The organism is Magnetococcales bacterium (assembly GCA_015228815.1).
Classification (GTDB): domain Bacteria; phylum Pseudomonadota; class Magnetococcia; order Magnetococcales; family UBA8363; genus UBA8363.
Genome location: JADGCV010000006.1, coordinates 108769 through 129749, shown reverse-complemented (window position 1 = coordinate 129749; position 20981 = coordinate 108769). Strand labels below are relative to the sequence as shown.

Below are 20981 nucleotides of genomic sequence, written 5' to 3'. Positions count from 1 at the left end.
TGCGATCAGAGCGTGGCTTCAACCACTTCGGGTGGTGATGCGGTGGGAACTATTTTGTTTTCCAGACCGGAGCGGATATGAATGTCAGTCTGGGGAAAGGGGATGTCGATCTTTTCCTGTTGGAAACGTTTGTTGATCAGCTTGTTCAACCGGTCACGCATCGGCAGGGTCAGTTTGGGATGGCTCAGGTAGACCCGCAGTTCAAAGTCCAGGGAACTGGGGCCATGATTCATGAAGTAGACCTCGGGCGCGGGGTCAGGAAGAACCTCCGCCTGGTCGCACGCCAGTTCCATTAACAGGGCGCCAACCCGATCGACATCGGATCCATAGGCGACCCCGATGGCGACCACCAGGCGGACACGAGTGTCGCCCAGGGTCCAGTTGGTGACCTCCTGGGTGATCAATTGCCGGTTCGGAATGAGAATTTCCTGTTGATCGACGTTGCGCAGGGTGGTGGCGCGAATGTTGATGCGGGTGATGGTTCCGGTCATCGTCCCCACGGTGATCAGATCTCCGACCCGGATCGGTCGTTCCACCAGCAGGATGATGCCGCTCACAAAATTGGCCACGATTTCCTGAAGCCCAAAACCCAGTCCCACCGAAATGGCCGCCGCCAGCCAGCCAATCTTGGCCAGATCGAGTTTCAGGAATGAAAAAGCGATGAAAATACCGGTCAGAACGACCAGGTATCGTGTCATCGTGATGATCGCGTAGCGCATGCCGGCATCCGCATCCATGCGCGAAAAGAAAAACCACTGAAACAGATGGGGCAGGCGACGGGCGGCCCAGAAGACCAGAAACAGGCTGAAGACAAACCAGATCCAATCGGCAAGGCTGACAAATTGGATCTGGCCATCGGCGCTGGTGACGCTGTAGAGGGTGATGTCGCTCAACGAGTGCAGCACGCTTTCGTTGATGCCCCAATAATCGGCCAGGGCCAAAGTCCCCGTCAGAAAGACGATCCAACTCAACGGTCCCTGGATCTGTCGCGCCCTGTGATCGGATTTGGCCTGACCCGGTGGCGGCGGATCGGTGGCGACGGGCTCCCGGACCCAGTGTTGGATCATTTTTTCCGAGGCCACCGCCAGAAAACGGTAGATTCCGGTCATGGCGATGATGGTGATGAAACTCAACAGGCCATTGGTCGCCAGATAGCGGGCGCCAAAGCGATAGCCCGCCAGGTCCATGATGATGATCAACACCATGAACATCAGGGCGGGCAACAGGATCAGATTCCAGTTGCGTCCCAGAAAACCGGTCCTGTCTCCCAGGCTCAGAAACTTTTGCACCAGATTGGATCGCAGGCGGATCAGCCGATAGATGGCGGCCATGACCGCCAGTTCGAACAGGGTCAGGCCCAGGCGGGGGAGTATTTCAAAATGAAACGGCCAATCGTCGAAAATCATCCAGGGGAGAAGGCATACCAGATAGGCCAGGAGAACAAGGCGGATGGCGCGATAGAGGTCGTGGCAGATCTCCACCGGACATCCCATGGAGAAAGACAGAATTCCAGGAGTCCGCAACAGAAAGACGTTGATGCGCCAGAGCAGCAGAAACAGCCCCGTGTGAATCATGAACCGTGCCCCCACCGTTCCCAGCGCCGCGGGAAAGCCCATCGAATCGATGCCCCAGGCGAGCGCGAGGACATAGAACGGGCTTAACCATGATGCAAAAAAACGAAACCACTGGTCCCTTCCCAATCCTTCGCGATCCGCGGAAAATTCCGCTCCGCTTCGGGCAGCGGAAACATGTCGCATGCGGTGGTTGATCCAGAAAAGAACCAGGGGCAGACCAAACAGCAGCAATCCTCCCAGAAGCGCCATCCGACCGCTGCGTACAAAGCGGACAAGCGTTTCCAGTGTGTCCCGCGACAGGACGCTCAACCACCAGTTGATCAATGAATACGGGCGTTCCAGAGAAAAAAGTTCGTTCACCAGTTGCTTGATCATGGTCAGACCGACCGGTATGTCGTCCTGAACCCAGAAAATTCGCGACAGAACGAAGGTTTCCAGTTCCGCCAGCACCTCCCGACGTTCCACCGGGAGAAGGCGCATCCTCTGTCCATGAAGGTTGATTTCAAGAAGTACTTTCTTTTCCTCCGCCAAGATTTCCCGATAGGCGTTGAATACCTTTTCCGCCTTGTCCATGAACGATTTGAGTCTGTGTTCGGGCATCCCCATCGAGGCCGCCTGCATTTCCGTGCGCCATTGACTGCGCAATCCTGGAAGTTGGGCGATGATCGCCGATTGCCGTTCCATCGCCTCGCCGATTCGCCGCTCCAAATCTCCCTGATCCAGGGCCTTGATTTCCTTGCGGCTGGAACCGATGCGCAGATAGGCCTCCTTGAAGATCGCCGAGGAGAGTTCGTTCAATCCCGATCCCTGACCCGCAAGGCTGCGCAAATTTTTCAACTCCTCCCGTTCCGTCTTCAACCGGTCTTCCTGTTCGGTAATGGTGGAACGGATTTCGTTGAGCAGGGCGGTATTGCCTGTCACGTTGCGTCGGACCCGGGCGGCACTGGCCTCCCAGGTTGCCAGAAACAAGGCATCCCCGCTGGTGGCGTTTTCGATGGCCGATTCCTTGAGGTTGATTTCCGCCTCTTGGGCCTTCAGGGTCTGGTTCTGGATCCGGTTCAGGGCCCCCTGATACAGCGACACTTCCTGTTGCACCCGGTCGAATTCCAGTTGCGCCAGTTCCAGGCGCCGGTCGCGAACGCCCACCGTCTGCTTTTCGAACTCCTGTTCCGCTTCCAGTTCCTTGAGTATCTCCAACGCGACCCGTTGCGACAATTTTTCATTGTCCACCCGCGCCATGACCAGCGAGCGGTTGTCGGTGACGGTGGCTCCGGACAACAGGGTACGGAATTTTTCCTCATTCCGTTGGGCTTCGCGCTGGCGTTCGCGGACACTGGTGGCCCGGGCGCTCAATCCCTGCATGATTTCCGCCCGTTCCTGCATGTCTTTTCTGAGTTCTTCGAGTTTGATCGAGGATGTGGTCAGTTTTTCACGGAAGGTTTCGAAAACATCATTCGTTGGATTTTCCGGCGGAAGTGGCTCGGACAGTTTTTTGATCCGGGACAGGGCATTGCCGATCTCCCCCTCCGACTGGAGCAATATCGGGGCTGCATGTTGCAGATGGAGACGACTTTTGAGGGTGTCATCGAGTTCCGTCAACAGTTCCAGCCGGGCCTTCAAGACCGCCCGCATCGCCCCCTCGGTACTGGATTCCTTGGCATCGGCGGGCAATGCCGAAAGTTCCTGTTCCGTCCGACCGCGCACCGTGGCGATCGCTTCGGCAGTCAAGGGTTCGACCTCCCAGATCGCCCGCGGCGCGGGCGGAGGGGGTTCTCCCTGGACGGGAAGGACCACAAACAGAAAAAACACACCCAGAATCAGGCGGACGACATGACCGGGAGTGATGAAACATGTCCGTTTCGCGTGTGCGTACACTGGCGGCGCCATGAAATGACGGGGTTATCGTTGCAGGCAGGTGGAAAGGATCCGTTCCAGTCGCGCCTCGAAAACTTCGAGGGTGAAATGTTCTTGAAAACGTTTTTTTCCCGCCTTTCCCATACTGTGGCGCAGATCATGGTTCATCTCCAATGATTCCATGGCCTGGGCAAGGTTTTCCACATCTTTCTTCTGATATAGAATGCCGGTCACTCCATCCTCGATGATGGCGGGGATGGCCCCCTCCACCGGCGCGATCGTCGGCAGGCCATGGGACATCGCCTCCAGGAGGACCAGGGGAAAACTTTCCCGATGGGTCGGCAGGACGAAAATATCGGACCGGAAGAAAAGCGCCGCTTTTTCCTGGTCATACTTTGGCCCGACATACACGACTCGATTTTCCAGATGCAATTCCCCGATCAGTCGTTCCAGACGATTCAGGCAGTCATGGGAAATAACCGCTCCGGCGATGGTCGCATGAAACGATCGTCCCCGATCCCGAAGTATTCCCAGGGCGCGGACGAAATCAAGCGGCCCTTTCTCTTCGGTAATATTGGAAAGAAAAAGAAACCGGACGGAGTTCTCTCTTTTTTCCAGGGGGGGCGGCAATGTATCGCCCATGGCGGGAGGTGAAGGGATGCCGTTGGCGAGAAAATGACATCGTTCCCGGGGAATGTAGGCGGCGATGTCCTCATGGAGCAGGGGGGACAGGTGAATGATTTCAACGCCGGAGAAGGTGCGGCGATGGAGAACACGGTTGATTCGGCGTCGCGCGGATTCCTTGACCCCGATGCCGTGAAGGTGCAGAACCGCACGCAATCCCATGGCCTTGATCAGGGAAAGGAGCATGAAATCACGGTAGAACGGCATTCCGATCGGTACCAGGGTAAAATAAACCAGCTCGGGCCGGTGGATCAGCCCCAGATAGAGCAGGCGAAGGGTGAATCCCAGCAGCCGGATCATTTTTGCCCAATGATTGCGTCCCACCTCGTGAAGATTGGCAGTGAATTGAATCGGCAGGACCACCAGATCGAAGTGGTCGCGGATCAGTCGTGAATCGACGACCGATCGGCTCATGACCGTGACCCCGTGGACTGGCGGCGGAAGGTGCGCCAAAACGAGAAGCTTTGGTTTTTTGTTTTTCTTTTCTTGATGCATGGTCAATTCCGGTGGCGATGGTCCAACATTTTCGCAAGGACCGGGGGATGAAAGTCGCCGTTCCGGGTCTTCTTGAATCGCAACCATCCTGCGATGCGTCATTGCCAAACGTCATCTCAAGCGAAGGCGGGAATGGCATTTGAAAACTGCGTATCCCAGGCTGGTTGCGGTTTGGTGTCTGTTTTTTTCTATTTTTCCGAAACGTGGAAAACTTCTTCCAGGGATTGGGCGTCCAGGATACGATCCGACCAGATTTCAAGGAGTTCCGTCTTTGCTGCGTTGACCTGGGCGGATACCCAGTCCGGAAGTTGCCCGAAGCGGCGACGGAGCAGGCGAACCAGAATGGTCACTGCCTCGGACTGCCGACCTTCCTGCCGACCTTCCTGCCGACCTTCCTGCCGACCTTCCTGCCGACCTTCCTGTCGCACTATATCCACCGTCCAGTCGGGGGGATTTTCTGCAAGGATCTTCTGCGCGAACGGAGTCATCATCCTCGCTTCCTGTCGCACCATATCCACCACCCAGGCGGGGGGATGGTCCGAGAGTATATCCCTCGCGAACTTGGAAACCATCATCGCTTCCTCCTTTGGGCGGGCTGTCCGGACCAGTTCCCGGATTGCCGCCTCGTCGATGCCATTGTAGGTCGAGACCATATACAGGACGATTTGGTGCAGCAGATCGGGGGCCTTCCGCAACGACAACCCGACCATCCTTATGATACCTCGTTGTTCCCCCTTGCGAAAGACGAATTTCAGGGTCAGCAGTCCGGCCCGCAGGCGGGGATTGCCGGACAAGGCTTCGTTGTCGATCCGACCCAGGTCCACTACCACGAAACGAAAATTGGGCAGGTAGGGGTGCAAGGCCTCGCATCCTGCCATCAGGGAACGGAACTCGTCCGGAACCCGCCAGGGGGCGGCGCCGTGATAGAGGACCATGCCGATGACGGGTGGCAGATGTTCCCAGTCCGGGTGTTCCCGTTCCCATTGCTCCAGGACGCGGGTCATGTAGCGGTGCAACTGCCAGCCGGCCTTGCGGTCCGGTCGGCTCTTGTGCTCCAGCAGGGTGTAGATGAAGGCATCCCCGCCGTCCTTGAGCCGTGCCCGATAGAGACGGTCGGTTCGGTGCTCCCGCAGCGCGTCGTCGATGAAGCTGCCTTCCACCAGTTCCGGCGGATCGGGGGCAAGCAAAACCGCCACCTCGGCAGGCAGCCGCTCACGCAGCAGGGTTCCCGCCGTTTCGGCATCGGCGAGGATGGCTTTCAACAGATGATCATGAGGCTGGGCGACGTCGGTCATGGGGTTCGCCTTGGGAACGGTGGATGACGGCGGTGATCTTGCCGTATCCGTTCTGAACGATCCGCTTCGAGTCCAGGGGGGCCGCTTTCGGTCAACCACTGTGGGAATGACGAAAACGACGCATCCCAAGATGGTTGCGGTTTCATGGATTCACTCAACCAACCGGTGGTGATTTCTTCCTGTTACGCCTCTCGATTGAATGGGGATTTTTCCCCGACAATGGCGATTTTCCTCGGATCATCGAACTGATTTTCACCCCTTTGCTCCGGTCCGCCGGTGACATCGCTTCGACATGGCCCGATCGTGGTGACCGGGAGGATGGGGATGTCTCCGGATCGGAGGGTTTTGTGGTGGCGCCAACGGTCTCTTCCCGCGGGTCGGGAACCGTTGTCTGAGAAGGAAGGACAATTTCCGGCTCGTTTTTCTCCTTTTTCGTCTCTTCGAACGCTGGCGCGGTGTCGCGGTCCGTCGCCATCGTTTCCCGTGGCGTGGAAAGTGGGACTGCCATGGGACGATTGCGTGCGCCGCCACGGGAAAGACCGCTTCGGGTCGGTGTCCTTCTGAACCTTGGCAGGAGCAAAAGACCACCCGACAATACCAGGGCGGACAGTCCCCAAATCCATGCCCGAGACCATCCCTGGACCGGCATTTCCCGCGTCGTGTCCCGGGTGGATCCGGTCGAGGCCGCGGATCCATCGGTCTGGATGGGATCGTGTTCCGACGGTATCCCATCCTTCGCGGCGGATGCCTGGGCCATCTCTCCCAAAAATACCGGCAGATTCTGGATGATGACCCGATCGGCGGTCACCATGCGGATCATGAGGGTGAAAAAGGGAATCGTCATGCCGCGGTCGCTGTCGATCAGCAGAATATTCTTGTCATTCTCCTGGCGTATTGATGTTTTCAGAACGGGGCCTCCCTGATGGGCATAATTGGTCGGCACTCCCCAAAGCGCTTCTGTTGTTTCCAGAGTGGACGAACCCAACCCCTGGAAAGGAATGCGGACATGCAAAGGTTCGCCCATGGCGCTGCCGACTTCAACCTGTCCAAAGGAGACTGCATCGTCGGCCATGGCGCTACCGTGCCATGACCACCCCAGGAAACAAAAGAACAGCATCGTCCATTTTCCGATCACGATTCTTATCCCTCCCTTGTGTTCACGAATCACCGTCCAGGGTCAATTCAAGGTCAGAAAGGTCAAACGTGTCATTGTCGTCCCTTGTTTGCGGCATGGCAATTATCGCACCCGGTCGTCCTTTTTTTTCCGTTTCATTGTCCTGCGTCGGCGGTGGGACGACGACTGCCGGTTTCCGGGATGTTTCTTCCGGCTCGAAGGGAATGGTCTCTATTTCGATGACCGGGGATTTGGCCACGGGGACATCGGTGATCGTTTCGGCAATCGCGGGGACTTCGAAGGTCAGGGATTCGATGTCGGTCATGGCGTTCCCTGGCGGGGGAGACACTGTTTCCGCCTCCACCGCGGATGCCTCTGGAGGGGGAGGCATCGCCAACGCGAAGGTCAACGTTTCCAAAGCGGATTCCCCGGGCGCGTGCAGCGGTTTTACCAGGGCATCGCCTTCCGGCAAGGCGAACGGATTGGCCGGGGATGGTTCCATAAGGGGCGCCACGCGATCCGTGCCGGGGACCTGGCCATCGAGCGGCGGGGTCGATCCGATTGCCAGATCGGCATCGATCCGGGCCGACCCCAACAAGGTTTCGACGCCGACCGTATCCAATTCCGTCTTTCCCGTATTGCCGGCCAGATTGAAAATGGAATCGCTTTCGTCGTCGGCATCGCCAAGGTCCAGGAGATTTTCATGAATGCCATCCTCTTCCCTGGCGCCCATGAGCGATGAGGTCACCGCGATGGCACCCGCCGTCCCCAGGGCCAGAGGGACGAAGGACGACCGGGAAGCGGCGGACATCGCCTCTTTTCGCGGTTCCTGAATCTCCTGTGTGGCCGGGGGCGATGGGGTGAATGGGGTTCCTGGCGGAATGGCCGCCGATTCCCGGGTCCGTGGATCCGCGGCGGCAAGGTCATGACCGGAGTCCGGAAGCACCGCGGACGGTTCCGATTCCTGGCGCGATTCCATGAGCGCTTCGAGAGGAAAACCGGATGACGGCGGTCGATGGGACGAAAGACGGTCCCGATGCATCGGCATGACGCTGTTGGCGGCAAGATCGGTCATGTGCCGTTCCCGGCTCGGGGGGACCGGAGGAGCTTGGGGGCGCGGGGCTGGGTCGGAGTTTCCTTTTCCCTTGCTTCGAAGACGGCGCCACGACAGAAGACCGGTCAGAATGACCACCACCGCGGCAACACTTCCTGCCAACTCCCAGGGAATCTCCATTTCGGGGGGCGACGAGGGAACCGGAGGGGGCCGGTTTTGTTCCAGTTTCCGGAAGCGCCCTTCGAGGGCAGTCAATTGTTGTTGCAGGGTGGTTCGGGCGGATTCGCTTTGTTTGAGTTGTTCCGAAAGGGCCGCGATTTCTTTCTCCAAGGCCTCCAGGGCGACTGCGGTGACTCCTTCCGTTCCCACGGTTGGCGCCGGTACCGGCTCTGGTTGACGGGACACCGGGTCCTTCGCCGTATCAAGGCGGTTCGTCAGGGCCAGGGCATCTTCCTTTCCGGAGGGCGACAACGTCAGGCGCATATCGACCACCGTTGCTACGGGTTCGTTGGCAGATTGGGTCGTGGGATGCGGGGTCGGGGTTTCCCGGGTTTTCGCGGTAGGCTCGACCTGGGTCGGGGGGGAGTGCGCCGGCATGTCGTGGCCGGTCCCTTTCGTGACCGGTTGTACCTCAATCTTTTCAGAGGCGGGCGGCTCGGACCGGGAACGATTGTCCTGGGCGGCATTGCCGTTTTTCTGGCCCTGAAGCCAGGTTTGGCGGTGGCTGGCTGCCAGGGCCTTGGCCTGGTCCGGATTCAGCTTGCCTTGATCGTCGGCGGGCGGCACCCTGAGAACGGTCCCGACCGGAAGGCCATTCATGTTGCCATTGACCAGAAGTGATTTGTTGTGTTCAAAAAAAGCGGCCAGAACCTGATGGCGGGTAAGATGGGGCGGGGTGAATTTTTCGGCGATCCCGATCAGGGTCTCCCCGGGCCGGACGGGTCCATATTCCCCTGGTTCGATTGCAGTCGGTGATGGGGATGGCGGACGGTTGACCTTCCGGTCCGGTTGAAATTCTCGGGAAAGAGGGGTGGGCCGGACTTCGAGGAATACGGGATAATTGCGAAAATGATCTCCCTGTCCCAGGGACAGTTTCAGCAGAAGATTGAAAAAAGGGATGTTCACCGGGTCTTTCGTCGTTACCGACAACAGTCGCCGGCTTCCCTTTCCTTCCATTTTCAGGATCACACTGCCAACCTGCTCGTTGTAATCCAGATTCAGGGGTTGATAATCGTCGGGATGGGCCGTGGTGACCTCCAGAGGGATGCCCTGTTCTTTTTCTCCCAGGGTGACGGCGACCATCCCCTGGAATGGTTCACCCAGGTGGCTTTTGACCTCCATGCCTCCCAGGCTCACGCCCCAGGAAACGGAAACGAGAAAAAAATTCAGAATGATCGCCGCCAGTCCCACAAGCCATGACGCGAACGGTGTTCCCGATCGGGCCGGGAAAAGGATCGTCCTTTCCTCTGGTGTGTGGAACGAAATCCCGGGGTTGCTGTTTTTCACATCCTTTCCTTCATCCGCGAGCCTTGAAGAAACAACGTAACTGCCCAGGTATCTTCCCCTCGGTTCGAGATTATTGAAAGAAAAAAGGGGTCTGGGACAAGGTCCGATTCGTTCACAGGTATTGGCGAATCAACACCTCGGCAATCTGGACGGCGTTCAATGCGGCCCCTTTGCGCAGGTTGTCCGAAACAACCCACATTTGCAGGCCATTGTCACAACTGACATCTTCACGAATGCGTGAAACGAAGGTTGCATTTTTTCCCGAGGCATCACGCGGACTGGCATAGACCTTGTTGGCCGGGTCGTCCATGACCTCGATTCCAGGGGCCTGGGCCAGAAGACGACGGGCCTCGCTGGCGGTCAGTTTCTTCTTCGTTTCGATGGTGATCGCCTCGGAATGGCCGTTGAACACCGGTACCCGAACGGCCGTTGGCGCGACCCGGATGGCAGGATCGAGAATTTTCCGGGTTTCGTTGACCATTTTCATCTCTTCCTTGGTGTAGCCGTTCTCCAGGAACTGATCGATGTGCGGCAGCACATTGAAGGCGATCTCCTTGGAAAACTTTTTCGGCGCCACGCTGGTTCCCGGAACGAAGGTGCAGCGGGTCTGTTCGAAAAGCTCATCCATCGCTTCCTTGCCCGCCCCCGAGACAGCCTGATAGGTGGCGACGACGACCCGTTGAATGATGGCGGCATCATGAATCGGTTTCAGGGCCACGACCATTTGAATGGTCGAACAGTTGGGATTGGCGATGATTCCTTTTTTCCTGTAGCCGGCAATGGCGTCGGGGTTGACCTCCGGAACGATCAGGGGCACATCGGGATCCATGCGGAAAAAGGAGGTGTTGTCCACCACCACGCATCCGGCACTGGCGGCGATGGGGGCATAACGGGATGACACCGAGGCCCCGGGTGAAAACAGGCCGATGTGGACCCCGGTAAACGCAAATTTGTCCAGGTCCTTGACGATGAGTTCCCGATCCTTGAACCGCATCGTGGTCCCGGCGCTCCGCTGCGAGGCCAGAAGGTGGAGTTCATGGATGGGAAAATCCCGTTCCGCCAGGATGTTGAGCATTTCCCGTCCGACGTTGCCAGTCGCTCCGACAACGGCGACATTGTATTTTTTCATTCGTGTTCTCCAACAAGCGTGACAAAAAGGCGGCCAGGACCGCCTGGTTGCGGTAATGACACGGGATCATACCTCTTCCCGCAACACGTTCATGACGGCATCTCCCATGGCGACCGTTCCCACTTCCCGGGCGCCCGGTTGCATGATGTCGGCGGTCCGCAATCCCTGATCCAGAACCCGGGCCACGGCCCGTTGAATCCGGTCGGCTTCCTCGGGCAACCCCAGGGAATGACGCAGCATCATCGCCACCGACAGGATCGTGGCCAGAGGGTTGGCGACCCCCTTGCCGGCAATGTCGGGGGCCGAGCCGTGGATCGGTTCGTACAGGGCATTTCGATCGCCCAGTGAAGCGGAGGCCAGCATGCCGATCGATCCGGTGAGCATGCTGGCCTCGTCGGAAAGGATGTCGCCGAACATGTTGGTGGTGAGGATGCAGTCGAATTGCCGTGGGTTGCGCAAAAGCTGCATGGCGGCATTATCGACATACATGTGCGTCAGGTGGACATCGGGAAATTCGCTTTTCCCCAAAAGGCTGACCACCTCGCGCCACAGGCCGGTCGATTCAAGGACGTTGGCCTTATCGACCGAACACACCCTGTTGCGTCGTTTGCGGGCCGTTTCGAAGGCCCGGCGGGCGACCCGTTCGATTTCATCGGTGCTGTAGGAGAGGGTATTGAACCCACGCCGCCGTCCATCGGCAAGGGTTTCGATCCCGCGAGGCTCGCCAAAATAGATCCCCGAGGAAAGTTCACGTACAACCATGATGTCGATCCCCGAGACGACCTCCCGTTTCAAGGGAGAGGCATCGATCAATTGTTCGAAGACCTGGGCGGGACGCAGATTGCAATAAAGGTCCAGGGCCTTGCGAATCCCCAGCAATCCCCGTTCCGGGCGCAGGGAAAAGTCGAGTTTGTCCCACTTGGGTCCTCCGACCGCCCCCAACAGCACCGCATCCGCTTTTCTTGCCCGGTTGACCGTCTCTTCCGGCAGTGGCACTCCCGTGGCGTCATAGGCGCTGCCGCCGATCAGTCCTTCGTCGATGGTCCACCGCACACCGGGCCGGGCGCCGACCCATTCCAACACCTTCATTGCCTCGGCGATGATTTCCCGCCCGATGCCGTCGCCCGGCAACACCAGAATATTCTTGTGTGTCATAAACGTCCCGTCCTTATGTGAATCGCGTTCCTGGAAATTTTCGTCCGCCTCAATCATCGAATCCAAGGCGATCCCCCTCGTCGGGGATGAAGGCCCATGGACGTTCCCGACGGCGTTTGTTTTCGAACTGTTGGATTGCCGCCTCGTGTTCCAGGGTCAGGCCGATGTCGTCGAGTCCATGCAGCAGGCAGTGTCTGCGGAAGGGATCGACCGAAAAGTCCAATGATTCTCCATTGGGCGTGACCACGGTCATGGTTTCGAGATTCACTGTCAGGCGATAGCCTGGAGTCGCCGCGGTTTCCTGGAACAGCCGATCGACCCGTGACGACTCCATGATGATGGGGAGGATCCCGTTCTTGAAGCAATTATTGAAAAAAATGTCGGCGAAGCTGGGGGCGATGATGACGCGGAAGCCGTAGTCGAGCAGCGCCCACGGGGCATGCTCCCGAGAACTGCCGCAACCAAAATTATCGCGTGCCAGAAGGATTTCCGCATCGCGGTAACGGGGTTGATTGAGGACGAAATCGGGATTTTCGGGACGATTGTTCGCGGGGCGTCCTGGTTCGCCGCGGTCCAGATAGCGCCATTCGTCGAACAGGTTGGGGCCGAATCCGGTCCGGTTGATCGATTTGAGGAATTGCTTGGGAATGATGGCATCGGTATCGACATTGGCCCGATCCAGTGGTGCCACCAGGGCATTCATGACCCGAAAAGGTTTCATGACCTTCTTCTCCTTGATGAACGTCGTTTCGTCCGTGGACTTCGTTCTCGGGTCATCCCATCAGGGAATCGACATATCCACCTTTGGCGCGTCCCCGGACCATCATGCGAAACATTCGGTCGAAGTCGCCCTCTACCGACCGGGCGACGACCTCCATGGCAAGAATCTTTTCCATGGCCCGGACCATGTTCGGGGTTGCCTCGGCGTTGAAGCAGACCACCTTTTTTTGCAGTGCCCGCATTCTCATGAACAGGGGTGCCATGGCGGCGTCGGCCAGGGTGAATCCTTCTCCCATGAGCCATGGTCCGGAGGGATGCGCCAGTTTTTCGACCCAGTAGAGTTTTGTGGTCAGATCGGCCAGTTGCCGATGCCATGCCGACTCGTCTTCGGCGGCGATGCATTCGCCGAAGGCTCGTTGACACGTTCCCGCCCATTCCACGATCGCCCGTTCCATCCCCCGTTGCACATGGTCGGAGGAAAGCAGGTTTCCGTCGGCATGATCGTTGGCGAATTCGGCGATGGCCACCGAATCGAAGAGTGCCCGGTCGCCATTGATTCGGAGCACGGGGACCTGTCCCATCGGCGCGCATTCCAGGAGCCAGTCGGGGCGGTCGCCGGGACTGATGATTGTTTTGCGATAGGGAATTTCCAGATGATCGAGCACAATGACGACCCGCTGCGCAAAGGGGCAGGTCTTGAACAGAACAAGTTCCAGATCCATGATACAACTCCTTGCATCGTCCGGACTAAGATCGTTTTTCGGTTCGCGGGAGAGGTGACGGGACATGACGACGTGGACCTACAAGCCTCGGACATCGACGAAATGGCCGAAGATCGCTGCTGCTGCCGCCATGGCCGGGCTGACCAGATGGGTTCGGCTTCCGGCGCCCTGTCGTCCTTCGAAATTACGGTTGGAGGTCGAGGCGCAGCGTTCGCCTGCGTGCAGGACATCGTTGTTCATCGCCAGACACATCGAACATCCCGGTTCGCGCCATTCGAACCCGGCGTCGAGGAAAATCCGGTGCAGACCTTCCTCTTCCGCCTGACGTTTGACCAGTCCGCTGCCGGGGACGACCAGGGCCAGTTTGACGGAGTGGGCGATCCGGCGATCCTTGACGATGTCCGCCGCCGCCCGAAGGTCTTCGATGCGTCCGTTGGTGCAGGAACCGATGAATACCTTGTCGATGGCGATGTCGGTGATTTTCCGGCCAGGGGTCAATCCCATGTAGGCCAGCGCTTTTTCCATGGATGCGCGCCGCACCGGATCTGGTTCATCGGCGGGTTGAGGAACGCATCCCGAGATCGAGGCCATCATTTCGGGCGATGTTCCCCAGGAGACCTGGGGTTCGATTTCCCGGGCGTCCAGTTTGATTTCGTGGTCGAAGGTGGCTCCCGGATCGGAAACATAGTGGCGCCATTGGATCACCGCCTCGATCCAGTCCTTGCCTTTGGGAGAAAACGGGCGTCCCGCCAGATCATCGATGGTCCGGTCATCCACGCCGATCATTCCGGCGCGGGCTCCGGCTTCGATGGCCATGTTGCAGACCGTCATCCGACCTTCCATCGACAGGGCGCGGATCGCTTCGCCGGCGAATTCGATCGCGAAACCGGTGCCGCCGGCGGTGCCGATATGGCCGATCAGATGGAGCACCAGATCCTTGGCGGTCACTCCGGGACCCAATGTATTGGTCATGGTGATGCGCAGGGTCTTGGGGCGTTTCTGGGTCAGCGTCTGGGTGGCGAGGACGTGTTCCACCTCCGAGGTTCCGATGCCGAAGGCCAGAGCGCCGAAGGCGCCATGGGTGGCGGTATGGGAATCGCCGCAGACCACGGTCAGGCCCGGCAGGATCAATCCTTGTTCGGGGGCCATCACATGGACGACCCCTTGACGCGGGTCTCCCATTCCGAAGATACGTATACCGAATTCGCGACAATTATTTTCCAGGGTTTCGACCTGGAGGCGGGAGACCGGATCGAGGATGCCGTGGGCCAGGTCGCGCGTGGGGACGTTGTGGTCGGGGACGGCGAAGGTGGCCTGGGGTCTGCGGACTTCGCGCCGGTTCAGACGGAGTCCTTCGAACGCCTGGGGCGAGGTGACCTCGTGGACCAGGTGTCGGTCGATATAGAGAAGAGTGGTTCCATCCGCATCTTCGCGGATCACATGTTCTTCCCATATTTTTGCAAACAGTGTCCTGGGGCTCATGGTATTGATTCTTTCCGCTGATTTGATCGCCCCCGAATCGGGGAGCATGCCAAAGTCGCAAGACGAATCCTGCCATGAACCGTGGATTTTCTCCACCTTTGACAGACACTCTTTGCCAAAATAAAATTATTGCCGGTCCATGGAGATGATCCTCGTGGCCGGGTCCGGGGCAATGCCCCGGATGCGTCATGGAATTCCCTGGACGTTTTCCCTTCTTAAATTCCCAGAAGCGGTGGCAGCTCCGGCATCCGGTCGATGAAAAAATCGGGCCGGGCCATGGTCAGGCGGGGGCGGTCGTGACAACCGTAGGTGACGGCGCAAGTCGCCACGCCGGCGCCATGTCCCATGAGCATGTCGAAATCGGTATCTCCGACCATGAGGGTCCGGGACGCGGCAAGCCCGCTTTCGGCGAGGATCCGGGTGATCATGGCGGGATGGGGTTTGCTCGGGGCGGAATCGGCGGTTTGGAAAAAGGTGAAATAATGTTTCAGATTGTGGTTTTGGAGTGTCCGTTCGAGACCGGCCATCGATTTTCCGGTGGCGATGCCCAGGACCATGCCCGCTTCATGGAGTCGGGTCAGGGTGTCCACGACTCCGGGGAAGAGGGGTGATTCGGGCATTCCTTCACCGATCATGCGGCGGAATTGCTCCCTGTAGCGCTGGCCCAGCGCCTGTGAGACCGTGCCTGGGGTCCCGGGCAACAACTGGGCGAAGGCCTGTTCGAGGGAGAGTCCGACGATGGCTGCGACCTCTTTCGGGGAGAAGCGTCGAGAGAGTCCTTGGGCCGCCATGGCCCGATTGACTCCCTGCCAGATGGCATCGAGGCTGTCGGTCAGGGTGCCGTCGCAATCGAAGATGACCAGATCAACGTTCATGAGGCGACCCCGATGGTTTGGCCGGCGGTGACGATGGCGACGGGCGTGGTTTGTTTTCCTGGCGCAGGCTGTCGATCAACCGGACCAGATGGGGATCGAGGGGGGCCGTGACCCGGACAGGGACGCGGGAGCGGGGATGGGGAAAGGAGAGGCTCCTGGCGTGGAGAAACATTCGCGTCAGACCCAGGGATTTCATGACGCGATTGAAGTCGCGTTGTCCATACTTGCCGTCGCCCGCCAGGGGATGTCCCAGGGAGGTCAGGTGGGCCCGAACCTGATGGGTCCGTCCCGTCTCCAGGGATATTTCGAGCAACGAGGCGATTGTGAAACGTTCGCTGGTCCGGTATCGGGTCCGGGCCGTCCGTCCCGAATCGTCGGTGACCACCATTCGTTCCCCGGATCGGATCACCCCCTTGGCCAGGGAGGATTCGATCACCCCTTCGGCGGGGTCGGGACATCCCCGGACCAGGGCCAGATAGTTTTTTTCCACCGCGCCATCGCGAAAGGCCGAGGTCAGGACGCTGGCGGCCTGGCGGTCGGTGGCCAGGAGCAGGCAGCCCGAGGTGTCGCGGTCCAGACGGTGGCACAACTCGGGGTGGTGGGGAGAATCTTTCCACAGATGGCGCAAACCATCGATCAACCCCGAGGTTTGTCCCGTTCCGCCATGAACCGGCCATCCGGGCGGTTTGTTGATGACGATGAACCCTTCCCCTTCCAGGAGGACGCTTCCTTCAAGGGCCTTGAGCATGGCGGCGGGAGGGGTGGGCGTGGTTTCGCGAGGGGTGGGATGTGAAACATTCAGGGGAGGAATTCGCACCTTTCCTCCGGTGACCAGCCGTTCATCTCCCTTGACGCGACAGCCATCCAGGCGTACCTGTCCGGTACGCAGCAACTTGTGGATCAAACCGGCGGGAAGATCGGGAAAGTGGCGTTTGAGGAATCGGTCAAGCCGCATCCCGGCATGGAGTGCATCGACTTCGACCACCGAAACCCCGGTTTTTTTCCCCTGGGGGTTCACCGCATTTGCTTTCATCGCAAACCCTTTCTATAATGCCCGCATGAAAGATCACCTCAAAAGCACGAATGCACCGCTGGCGCCTCCGCACGGATTCCCTTTTTTTTTCTCCATTTTGAAACCTTTTCATATTCGAACCTTGCCGTACCGCCCGCCGGGGCATTTTCGTCTCCGGCCCGTGGCGGCACGGCCACACGCGAACAAAGGAACACAGACGAATGACCAGACGCATGCTGGTGGATGCCACCCATCCTGAAGAAATCCGGGTTGCCATTGTTCAGGACAACCGACTCGTGGATCTCGATATCGAAACCGCCAACAAGGAGCAGATCAAGGGCAACATCTATCTGGGGCGGGTTTCCCGGGTGGAACCATCGCTTCAGGCAGCATTCATCGAATTTCATGGTGGACGTCAAGGTTTTCTTTCCGTCAACGACATCCATCCGAAATATTTCACCCCTGGAGGATTGACCGGCGCCGGCGCCGCGGCGCGGGAAGCGTCCGCCACATCGGCGCTCCAGGCCGCCGTGGCGGCGGATGCGGCGGATGGCGACGAATCGATCGATTTTTCCGTCGATGAGGCCCGCCGGGAAACGGAAGCGGTGGACCCTTCCTCTCCCGGGGACGGCGCCGAATCTTCCGCCGAATCCTCCCTTGATGTCATGGATTTTTCCGAGGCCTCCGCCTCGGGTCGGGAACAGGATGACGGATTGGAAGCGGAGTCGGAGGAAGCGCTGGAGGAGGAAGACGATTCCGGCGACGAGGACGCGGCTGCCGATGTTGGACATGCCACCGGTCAGGACGACCCGGAGGGGGATGTTTCCGAACTGGAATCCGAATCGGAGCGGGACGAAGAGGAGGACCGTCCGCCGCTTGAGGAAATTCGCCGGCAGCATCGGCGCCGCCCGCCACCGATTCAGAAGATATTGCATCGCAACCAGACGGTCCTGGTCCAGGTTGTGAAGGAGTCCCGCGGCAACAAGGGGGCTACCCTGACGACCAATCTTTCGCTGGCGGGTCGCTACACGGTCCTTCTTCCCGAGAATCCTGGCGGAGGGGGGATCTCGCGCAAGATCACCGACCCTGCCGAACGCAAGAACCTCAAGGGAATCCTCAACACCCTGCCCATTTCTCCCGAAATGAGCCTGATCATCCGTACCGCCGGCGTACAGCGCAACAAACGGGAGTTCAGCCGCGACATCAGTTATCTGATGCGACTGTGGAAGATGATCCTCGAAGGGACCCGGACCCGCAAGGCCCCCTGTCTCATTCACCAGGAGGGAGACCTGATCATCCGGACCATCCGCGATCTGTATACCACCGACATGGAGGAAATCCTCATCGAGGGGCAGGAGGGGTATCGTCTGGGGAAGGATTTCATGCGTTTATTGATGCCCCGCTATGTCAAGGTGGTGCAACCCTATCGCGAGAGCATTCCCCTGTTTGCCCGCTTCCAGGTGGAAAGTCAGATCGAGACCATGCACGATCGGGTGGTCCAGTTGAAGGCGGGGAGTTATCTGGTCATCGATCCCACCGAGGCGTTGGTCACCATCGACATCAATTCGGGCCGTTCCACACGGGAAAAGGATGTGGAATCGACGGCCTTCAAGACCAATCTTCAGGCTGTCGATGAAATTGCGCGGCAATTGCGCCTGAGGGACCTGGGGGGGTTGGTGGTCATCGACTTCATCGACATGGAGGATCGCAAGCACATCCAGGAAGTGGAAAAACGGGTCAAGGAGGCGTTCAAAAGCGACCGGGCCAAGGTTCAGATTGGTCGCATTTCCCAGTTTGGGTTGTTGGAATTATCGCGGCAGCGTCTGCGACCGACCTTCAGCGAGACCAATCGGATGGAATGTCCCCGGTGCAAGGGGTTGGGGACGATCCGTTCGGTGGAGTCGGCGGCGGTGTATACCTACCGTTGCATCGAGGAGGAGGTGGCCCAGGGGAAATATCAGGTTTACAATTACCATGTTTCGTCCGAGGTGATGAACTACCTGTTCAACCACAAGCGGTCGCCGTTGGTGCGGTTGGAGGAGTCCAACCAGGTGAGCATCAACATTCATGCCGATCTTCGTCTCCAACCGCCCGAATTCAATACCAGCCATGTCGAAAAATCGAAAAAGGAGCGGGAGCGAACGCGGGATGAGAAGGTGAAATCGCCGCCGGTCGTGGAGGATGCCCTGGATGTGGAGAAGAAGGCCGATCCTGTTGTCGTTGCCCGTGATTCTGGGACCGCGGTCGCCAGCGACACCGGAGAGGGGGCGAAGAAAAAGCGCCGGCGCAAACGGCGGCGCAAGAAGAATCAGGGGGGCAGCGAGACCGGTTCCCTCGTGCAGGATGCGGGTTTGGGTTCTGCCCCGTCCCGTTTTCCGGATGCGTCGAGTCGCTCTGAAGTGGAGGATGATGCCACGGGGCAACGGGAAGAGGAGGTCGTTTCCGGACCGCAATCCAGGGAGCGGCCACAAGAAAAACAGATTCAGGACATGCGCCATGTCGAGGCGTTGGCCATGCGTTTTCCAGGGCTTTATACCTTGCACGAGGTGACTCCCGGCACTACGGAGAGGGCTTCGAGTCCATTGCCGGAAGAGGACGAGGAAGAAGACCTTCAGGATCGGGATCTGGGACCCCATGCCCATGAATCGGACATGGCCAATCCGGCCCGGACCGATGCCGCGGCCAAGCGCAAACGTTCGCGTCGTGGCGGACGGGGGCGGGGGCGCGGTCGGGGTAAACCGGTGACCGGCAATGGTTCTCGCGAAGGAATCGAGGAACGCAGGGAGGGGGATGGGGAAGATGATCGACCGTCCTCCGCGACGGTTCCATCCCGGGAAGGGAATGGCGCTGGTCGGGAGGAAGAGCGTTCTGTCACGTCGGGCGATGACTCGGTTGGTACGACGTGAACATCCGGGGTCTGAATCCTGGACGGGCCATTTTCATGTCGTATTCGTGGCTTAGGCTGCTTTCCATGTTTCTGCAAACGTTTCAAATCGGTTGATTGCATTCTGAAAGGAGATGATCGTGTCGAAGGCATTAAGGTATCTGGGGGCTGTCCGTCCCGAAGCGGCGACGAATTTGCTTGGTTTTTACAAACACAGTGTCAAGGCGTTGGATGATAAAACCAGGTTCTTGATCCAGATCGTGACCAAGGTGGCGGTGGGGACGGAACGGGGGTTGCGGCAATACGCCCCCAAGGCGTTGAAGGCGGGGGCCAGCAAGGAGGAAATCCTTGATGCGGTGATGATGGCCTTCCCCGCCTCGGGGCTGAACAAACTGCTTGATGCCATTGAAGTATTGCGGGATCTGGATCTTCTTCCCGAGGCACCGGGTGAAGAGAAGGTGGTCGGAGATAACGTCCTTGGGACGATGGCCTCTTTTCCTCTGAACAAAATGGCGTGTGTCCACAAGCCGGACGGCGATCTGATCGTATTCCGTACCGGTCCGGAAACGGCGAAGGTCTATCTGAGCCGCTGCCCGCATTCCAAGACGACCTTGTGCAAAGGCGTCGATCATGGCGATCGTGTCGAATGTCGGATGCACAACTGGATCTTCGATCTGGCGTCGGGCCGCTGCCTGGGTCCCGACCCCGAGGGCAAACCGGGATTGATCGAATGCAAGGTCCGGATCGAGGGGGGGCGTTTGATCCGGGAAGCATGAACGATTGTGGAAGGGGCCGGGATCGGCGGGCCGATCCCGGACGGGGGGGAGACTGGAATTTCCGGAGGTCAATCCAAAAACAAGGTTCGACGGTCGGCGGGGGACCATTCTGCAAGGCAGCGGTTGATGGCCGCCATCAAGGCGTGCAGGGAGGCGGTGATGATGTCCTCATGAATTCCCACGCCGGACCGGGGGCGGCAGGGATGTTGTTCGAGCTGGATGAAGGCGATGGCCTGGGCATCGCTCCCTTGTCCCAGGGCGTGTTCTTCATACTGTCGGATGCGCCACGGACCCGGCAATGCGTGGCAGGCGGCATCGATGGGACCGTTGCCCTGGCCGAAAAGGGTTCTGGGTTGGCCATTGATCGTCACCTTCAATGTGATCCGGTATCCTGAATCCTGGGGAAACTCCTGTCATCTGCCCCATGTCCGAAAGATCGGGTCCTGGATCGATTCCCTGGCTGTAAAGATTGAGCGCCAGTGTGACAAGATCAAGGTTTCCCGTCCGTTCCCCGTTGCCGAACAAGACCCCCTCGACACGTTCCGCCCCGGCCAAAAGGGCCAACTCCGCCGCCGCGACAGCACATCCGCAGTCCCTGGACGAGGTATCCGCAACTGAACTGGGACAACTTCCAGGACGATCTTGAGGAG

Annotated in this window: 15 protein-coding genes and 1 pseudogene; 2 read left to right on the top strand and 14 right to left on the bottom strand. The window is 58.9% G+C overall.

What is annotated here, in order from left to right; translation table 11 throughout:
• Window positions 1–5: 5 nt before the first annotated feature.
• The 12 genes from HQL76_04040 to HQL76_03985 all read right to left on the bottom strand — a co-directional run bounded on the left by HQL76_04040 (window position 6) and on the right by HQL76_03985 (window position 16692).
• Complete coding sequence (locus HQL76_04040) at window positions 6–3461, bottom strand: mechanosensitive ion channel (GenBank protein ID MBF0108328.1); 3456 nt, start codon at window positions 3459–3461, stop codon at window positions 6–8.
• A gap of 12 nt (window positions 3462–3473) precedes the next feature.
• The gene (locus HQL76_04035; protein ID MBF0108327.1) at window positions 3474–4526 is read right to left on the bottom strand and encodes a glycosyltransferase; all 1053 of its coding nucleotides are present in this window, start codon (window positions 4524–4526) and stop codon (window positions 3474–3476) included.
• 269 nt (window positions 4527–4795) lie between these two features.
• A complete protein-coding gene (locus tag HQL76_04030) occupies window positions 4796–5902 on the bottom strand; it encodes an Rpn family recombination-promoting nuclease/putative transposase (GenBank protein MBF0108326.1) in 1107 nt (368 codons plus the stop codon).
• 154 nt (window positions 5903–6056) lie between these two features.
• Window positions 6057–7037, bottom strand: a complete 981-nt coding sequence (locus HQL76_04025) for a hypothetical protein (GenBank protein ID MBF0108325.1) — start codon at window positions 7035–7037, stop codon at window positions 6057–6059.
• Between the two features lie 22 nt (window positions 7038–7059).
• A complete protein-coding gene (locus HQL76_04020) occupies window positions 7060–9576 on the bottom strand; it encodes a hypothetical protein (protein MBF0108324.1) in 2517 nt (838 codons plus the stop codon).
• Window positions 9577–9688: 112 nt separating this feature from the next.
• Window positions 9689–10705: an aspartate-semialdehyde dehydrogenase gene (locus HQL76_04015; GenBank protein MBF0108323.1), complete on the bottom strand. Its 1017-nt coding sequence runs from the start codon at window positions 10703–10705 to the stop codon at window positions 9689–9691.
• 66 nt (window positions 10706–10771) lie between these two features.
• The gene (leuB, locus tag HQL76_04010) at window positions 10772–11860 is read right to left on the bottom strand and encodes a 3-isopropylmalate dehydrogenase (protein MBF0108322.1); all 1089 of its coding nucleotides are present in this window, start codon (window positions 11858–11860) and stop codon (window positions 10772–10774) included.
• 49 nt (window positions 11861–11909) lie between these two features.
• A complete protein-coding gene (gene leuD, locus HQL76_04005; GenBank protein ID MBF0108321.1) occupies window positions 11910–12581 on the bottom strand; it encodes a 3-isopropylmalate dehydratase small subunit in 672 nt (223 codons plus the stop codon).
• Window positions 12582–12633: 52 nt separating this feature from the next.
• A complete protein-coding gene (locus HQL76_04000; GenBank protein MBF0108320.1) occupies window positions 12634–13302 on the bottom strand; it encodes a glutathione S-transferase family protein in 669 nt (222 codons plus the stop codon).
• A gap of 78 nt (window positions 13303–13380) precedes the next feature.
• The gene (gene leuC, locus HQL76_03995; GenBank protein MBF0108319.1) at window positions 13381–14784 is read right to left on the bottom strand and encodes a 3-isopropylmalate dehydratase large subunit; all 1404 of its coding nucleotides are present in this window, start codon (window positions 14782–14784) and stop codon (window positions 13381–13383) included.
• 215 nt (window positions 14785–14999) lie between these two features.
• Window positions 15000–15659, bottom strand: coding sequence for an HAD-IA family hydrolase (locus HQL76_03990; GenBank protein MBF0108318.1), 660 nt, complete (start codon window positions 15657–15659; stop codon window positions 15000–15002).
• On the bottom strand, window positions 15649–16692 hold the full coding sequence (locus HQL76_03985; GenBank protein ID MBF0108317.1) for an RluA family pseudouridine synthase: 1044 nt from the start codon (window positions 16690–16692) through the stop codon (window positions 15649–15651). Before HQL76_03985 ends, HQL76_03990 begins: the two co-directional genes overlap by 11 nt.
• Before the next feature lie 200 nt (window positions 16693–16892).
• On the opposite strand from HQL76_03985, the gene HQL76_03980 reads away from it, so the two are divergent.
• Window positions 16893–19577 (top strand): Rne/Rng family ribonuclease, encoded by a 2685-nt coding sequence (locus tag HQL76_03980; protein ID MBF0108316.1) that lies wholly within the window; start codon window positions 16893–16895, stop codon window positions 19575–19577.
• 118 nt (window positions 19578–19695) lie between these two features.
• Window positions 19696–20331, top strand: a complete 636-nt coding sequence (locus HQL76_03975) for a carboxymuconolactone decarboxylase family protein (GenBank protein MBF0108315.1) — start codon at window positions 19696–19698, stop codon at window positions 20329–20331.
• Between the two features lie 68 nt (window positions 20332–20399).
• Here the strand turns inward: HQL76_03975 and HQL76_03970 are convergent, their stop codons facing one another.
• Window positions 20400–20708 carry a hypothetical protein gene (locus tag HQL76_03970; protein MBF0108314.1) on the bottom strand — a complete coding sequence of 103 codons (309 nt, stop codon included), beginning with the start codon at window positions 20706–20708 and terminating at the stop codon, window positions 20400–20402.
• 34 nt (window positions 20709–20742) lie between these two features.
• Window positions 20743–20919, bottom strand: a pseudogene (locus HQL76_03965) (2-isopropylmalate synthase).
• Window positions 20920–20981 lie beyond the last annotated feature (62 nt).

Excerpts from the sequence above, each read along its gene's own strand:
- HQL76_04040 (MBF0108328.1), bottom strand. The coding sequence starts at position 3,461 with ATGGCGCCGCCAGTGTACGCACACGCGAAACGGACATGTTTCATCACT.
- HQL76_04035 (MBF0108327.1), bottom strand. The coding sequence starts at position 4,526 with ATGAGCCGATCGGTCGTCGATTCACGACTGATCCGCGACCACTTCGAT.
- HQL76_04030 (MBF0108326.1), bottom strand. The coding sequence starts at position 5,902 with ATGACCGACGTCGCCCAGCCTCATGATCATCTGTTGAAAGCCATCCTC.
- HQL76_04015 (MBF0108323.1), bottom strand. The coding sequence starts at position 10,705 with ATGAAAAAATACAATGTCGCCGTTGTCGGAGCGACTGGCAACGTCGGA.
- leuB (MBF0108322.1), bottom strand. The coding sequence starts at position 11,860 with ATGACACACAAGAATATTCTGGTGTTGCCGGGCGACGGCATCGGGCGG.
- leuD (MBF0108321.1), bottom strand. The coding sequence starts at position 12,581 with ATGAAACCTTTTCGGGTCATGAATGCCCTGGTGGCACCACTGGATCGG.
- HQL76_04000 (MBF0108320.1), bottom strand. The coding sequence starts at position 13,302 with ATGGATCTGGAACTTGTTCTGTTCAAGACCTGCCCCTTTGCGCAGCGG.
- leuC (MBF0108319.1), bottom strand. The coding sequence starts at position 14,784 with ATGAGCCCCAGGACACTGTTTGCAAAAATATGGGAAGAACATGTGATC.
- HQL76_03990 (MBF0108318.1), bottom strand. The coding sequence starts at position 15,659 with ATGAACGTTGATCTGGTCATCTTCGATTGCGACGGCACCCTGACCGAC.
- HQL76_03985 (MBF0108317.1), bottom strand. The coding sequence starts at position 16,692 with ATGAAAGCAAATGCGGTGAACCCCCAGGGGAAAAAAACCGGGGTTTCG.
- HQL76_03980 (MBF0108316.1), top strand. The coding sequence starts at position 16,893 with ATGACCAGACGCATGCTGGTGGATGCCACCCATCCTGAAGAAATCCGG.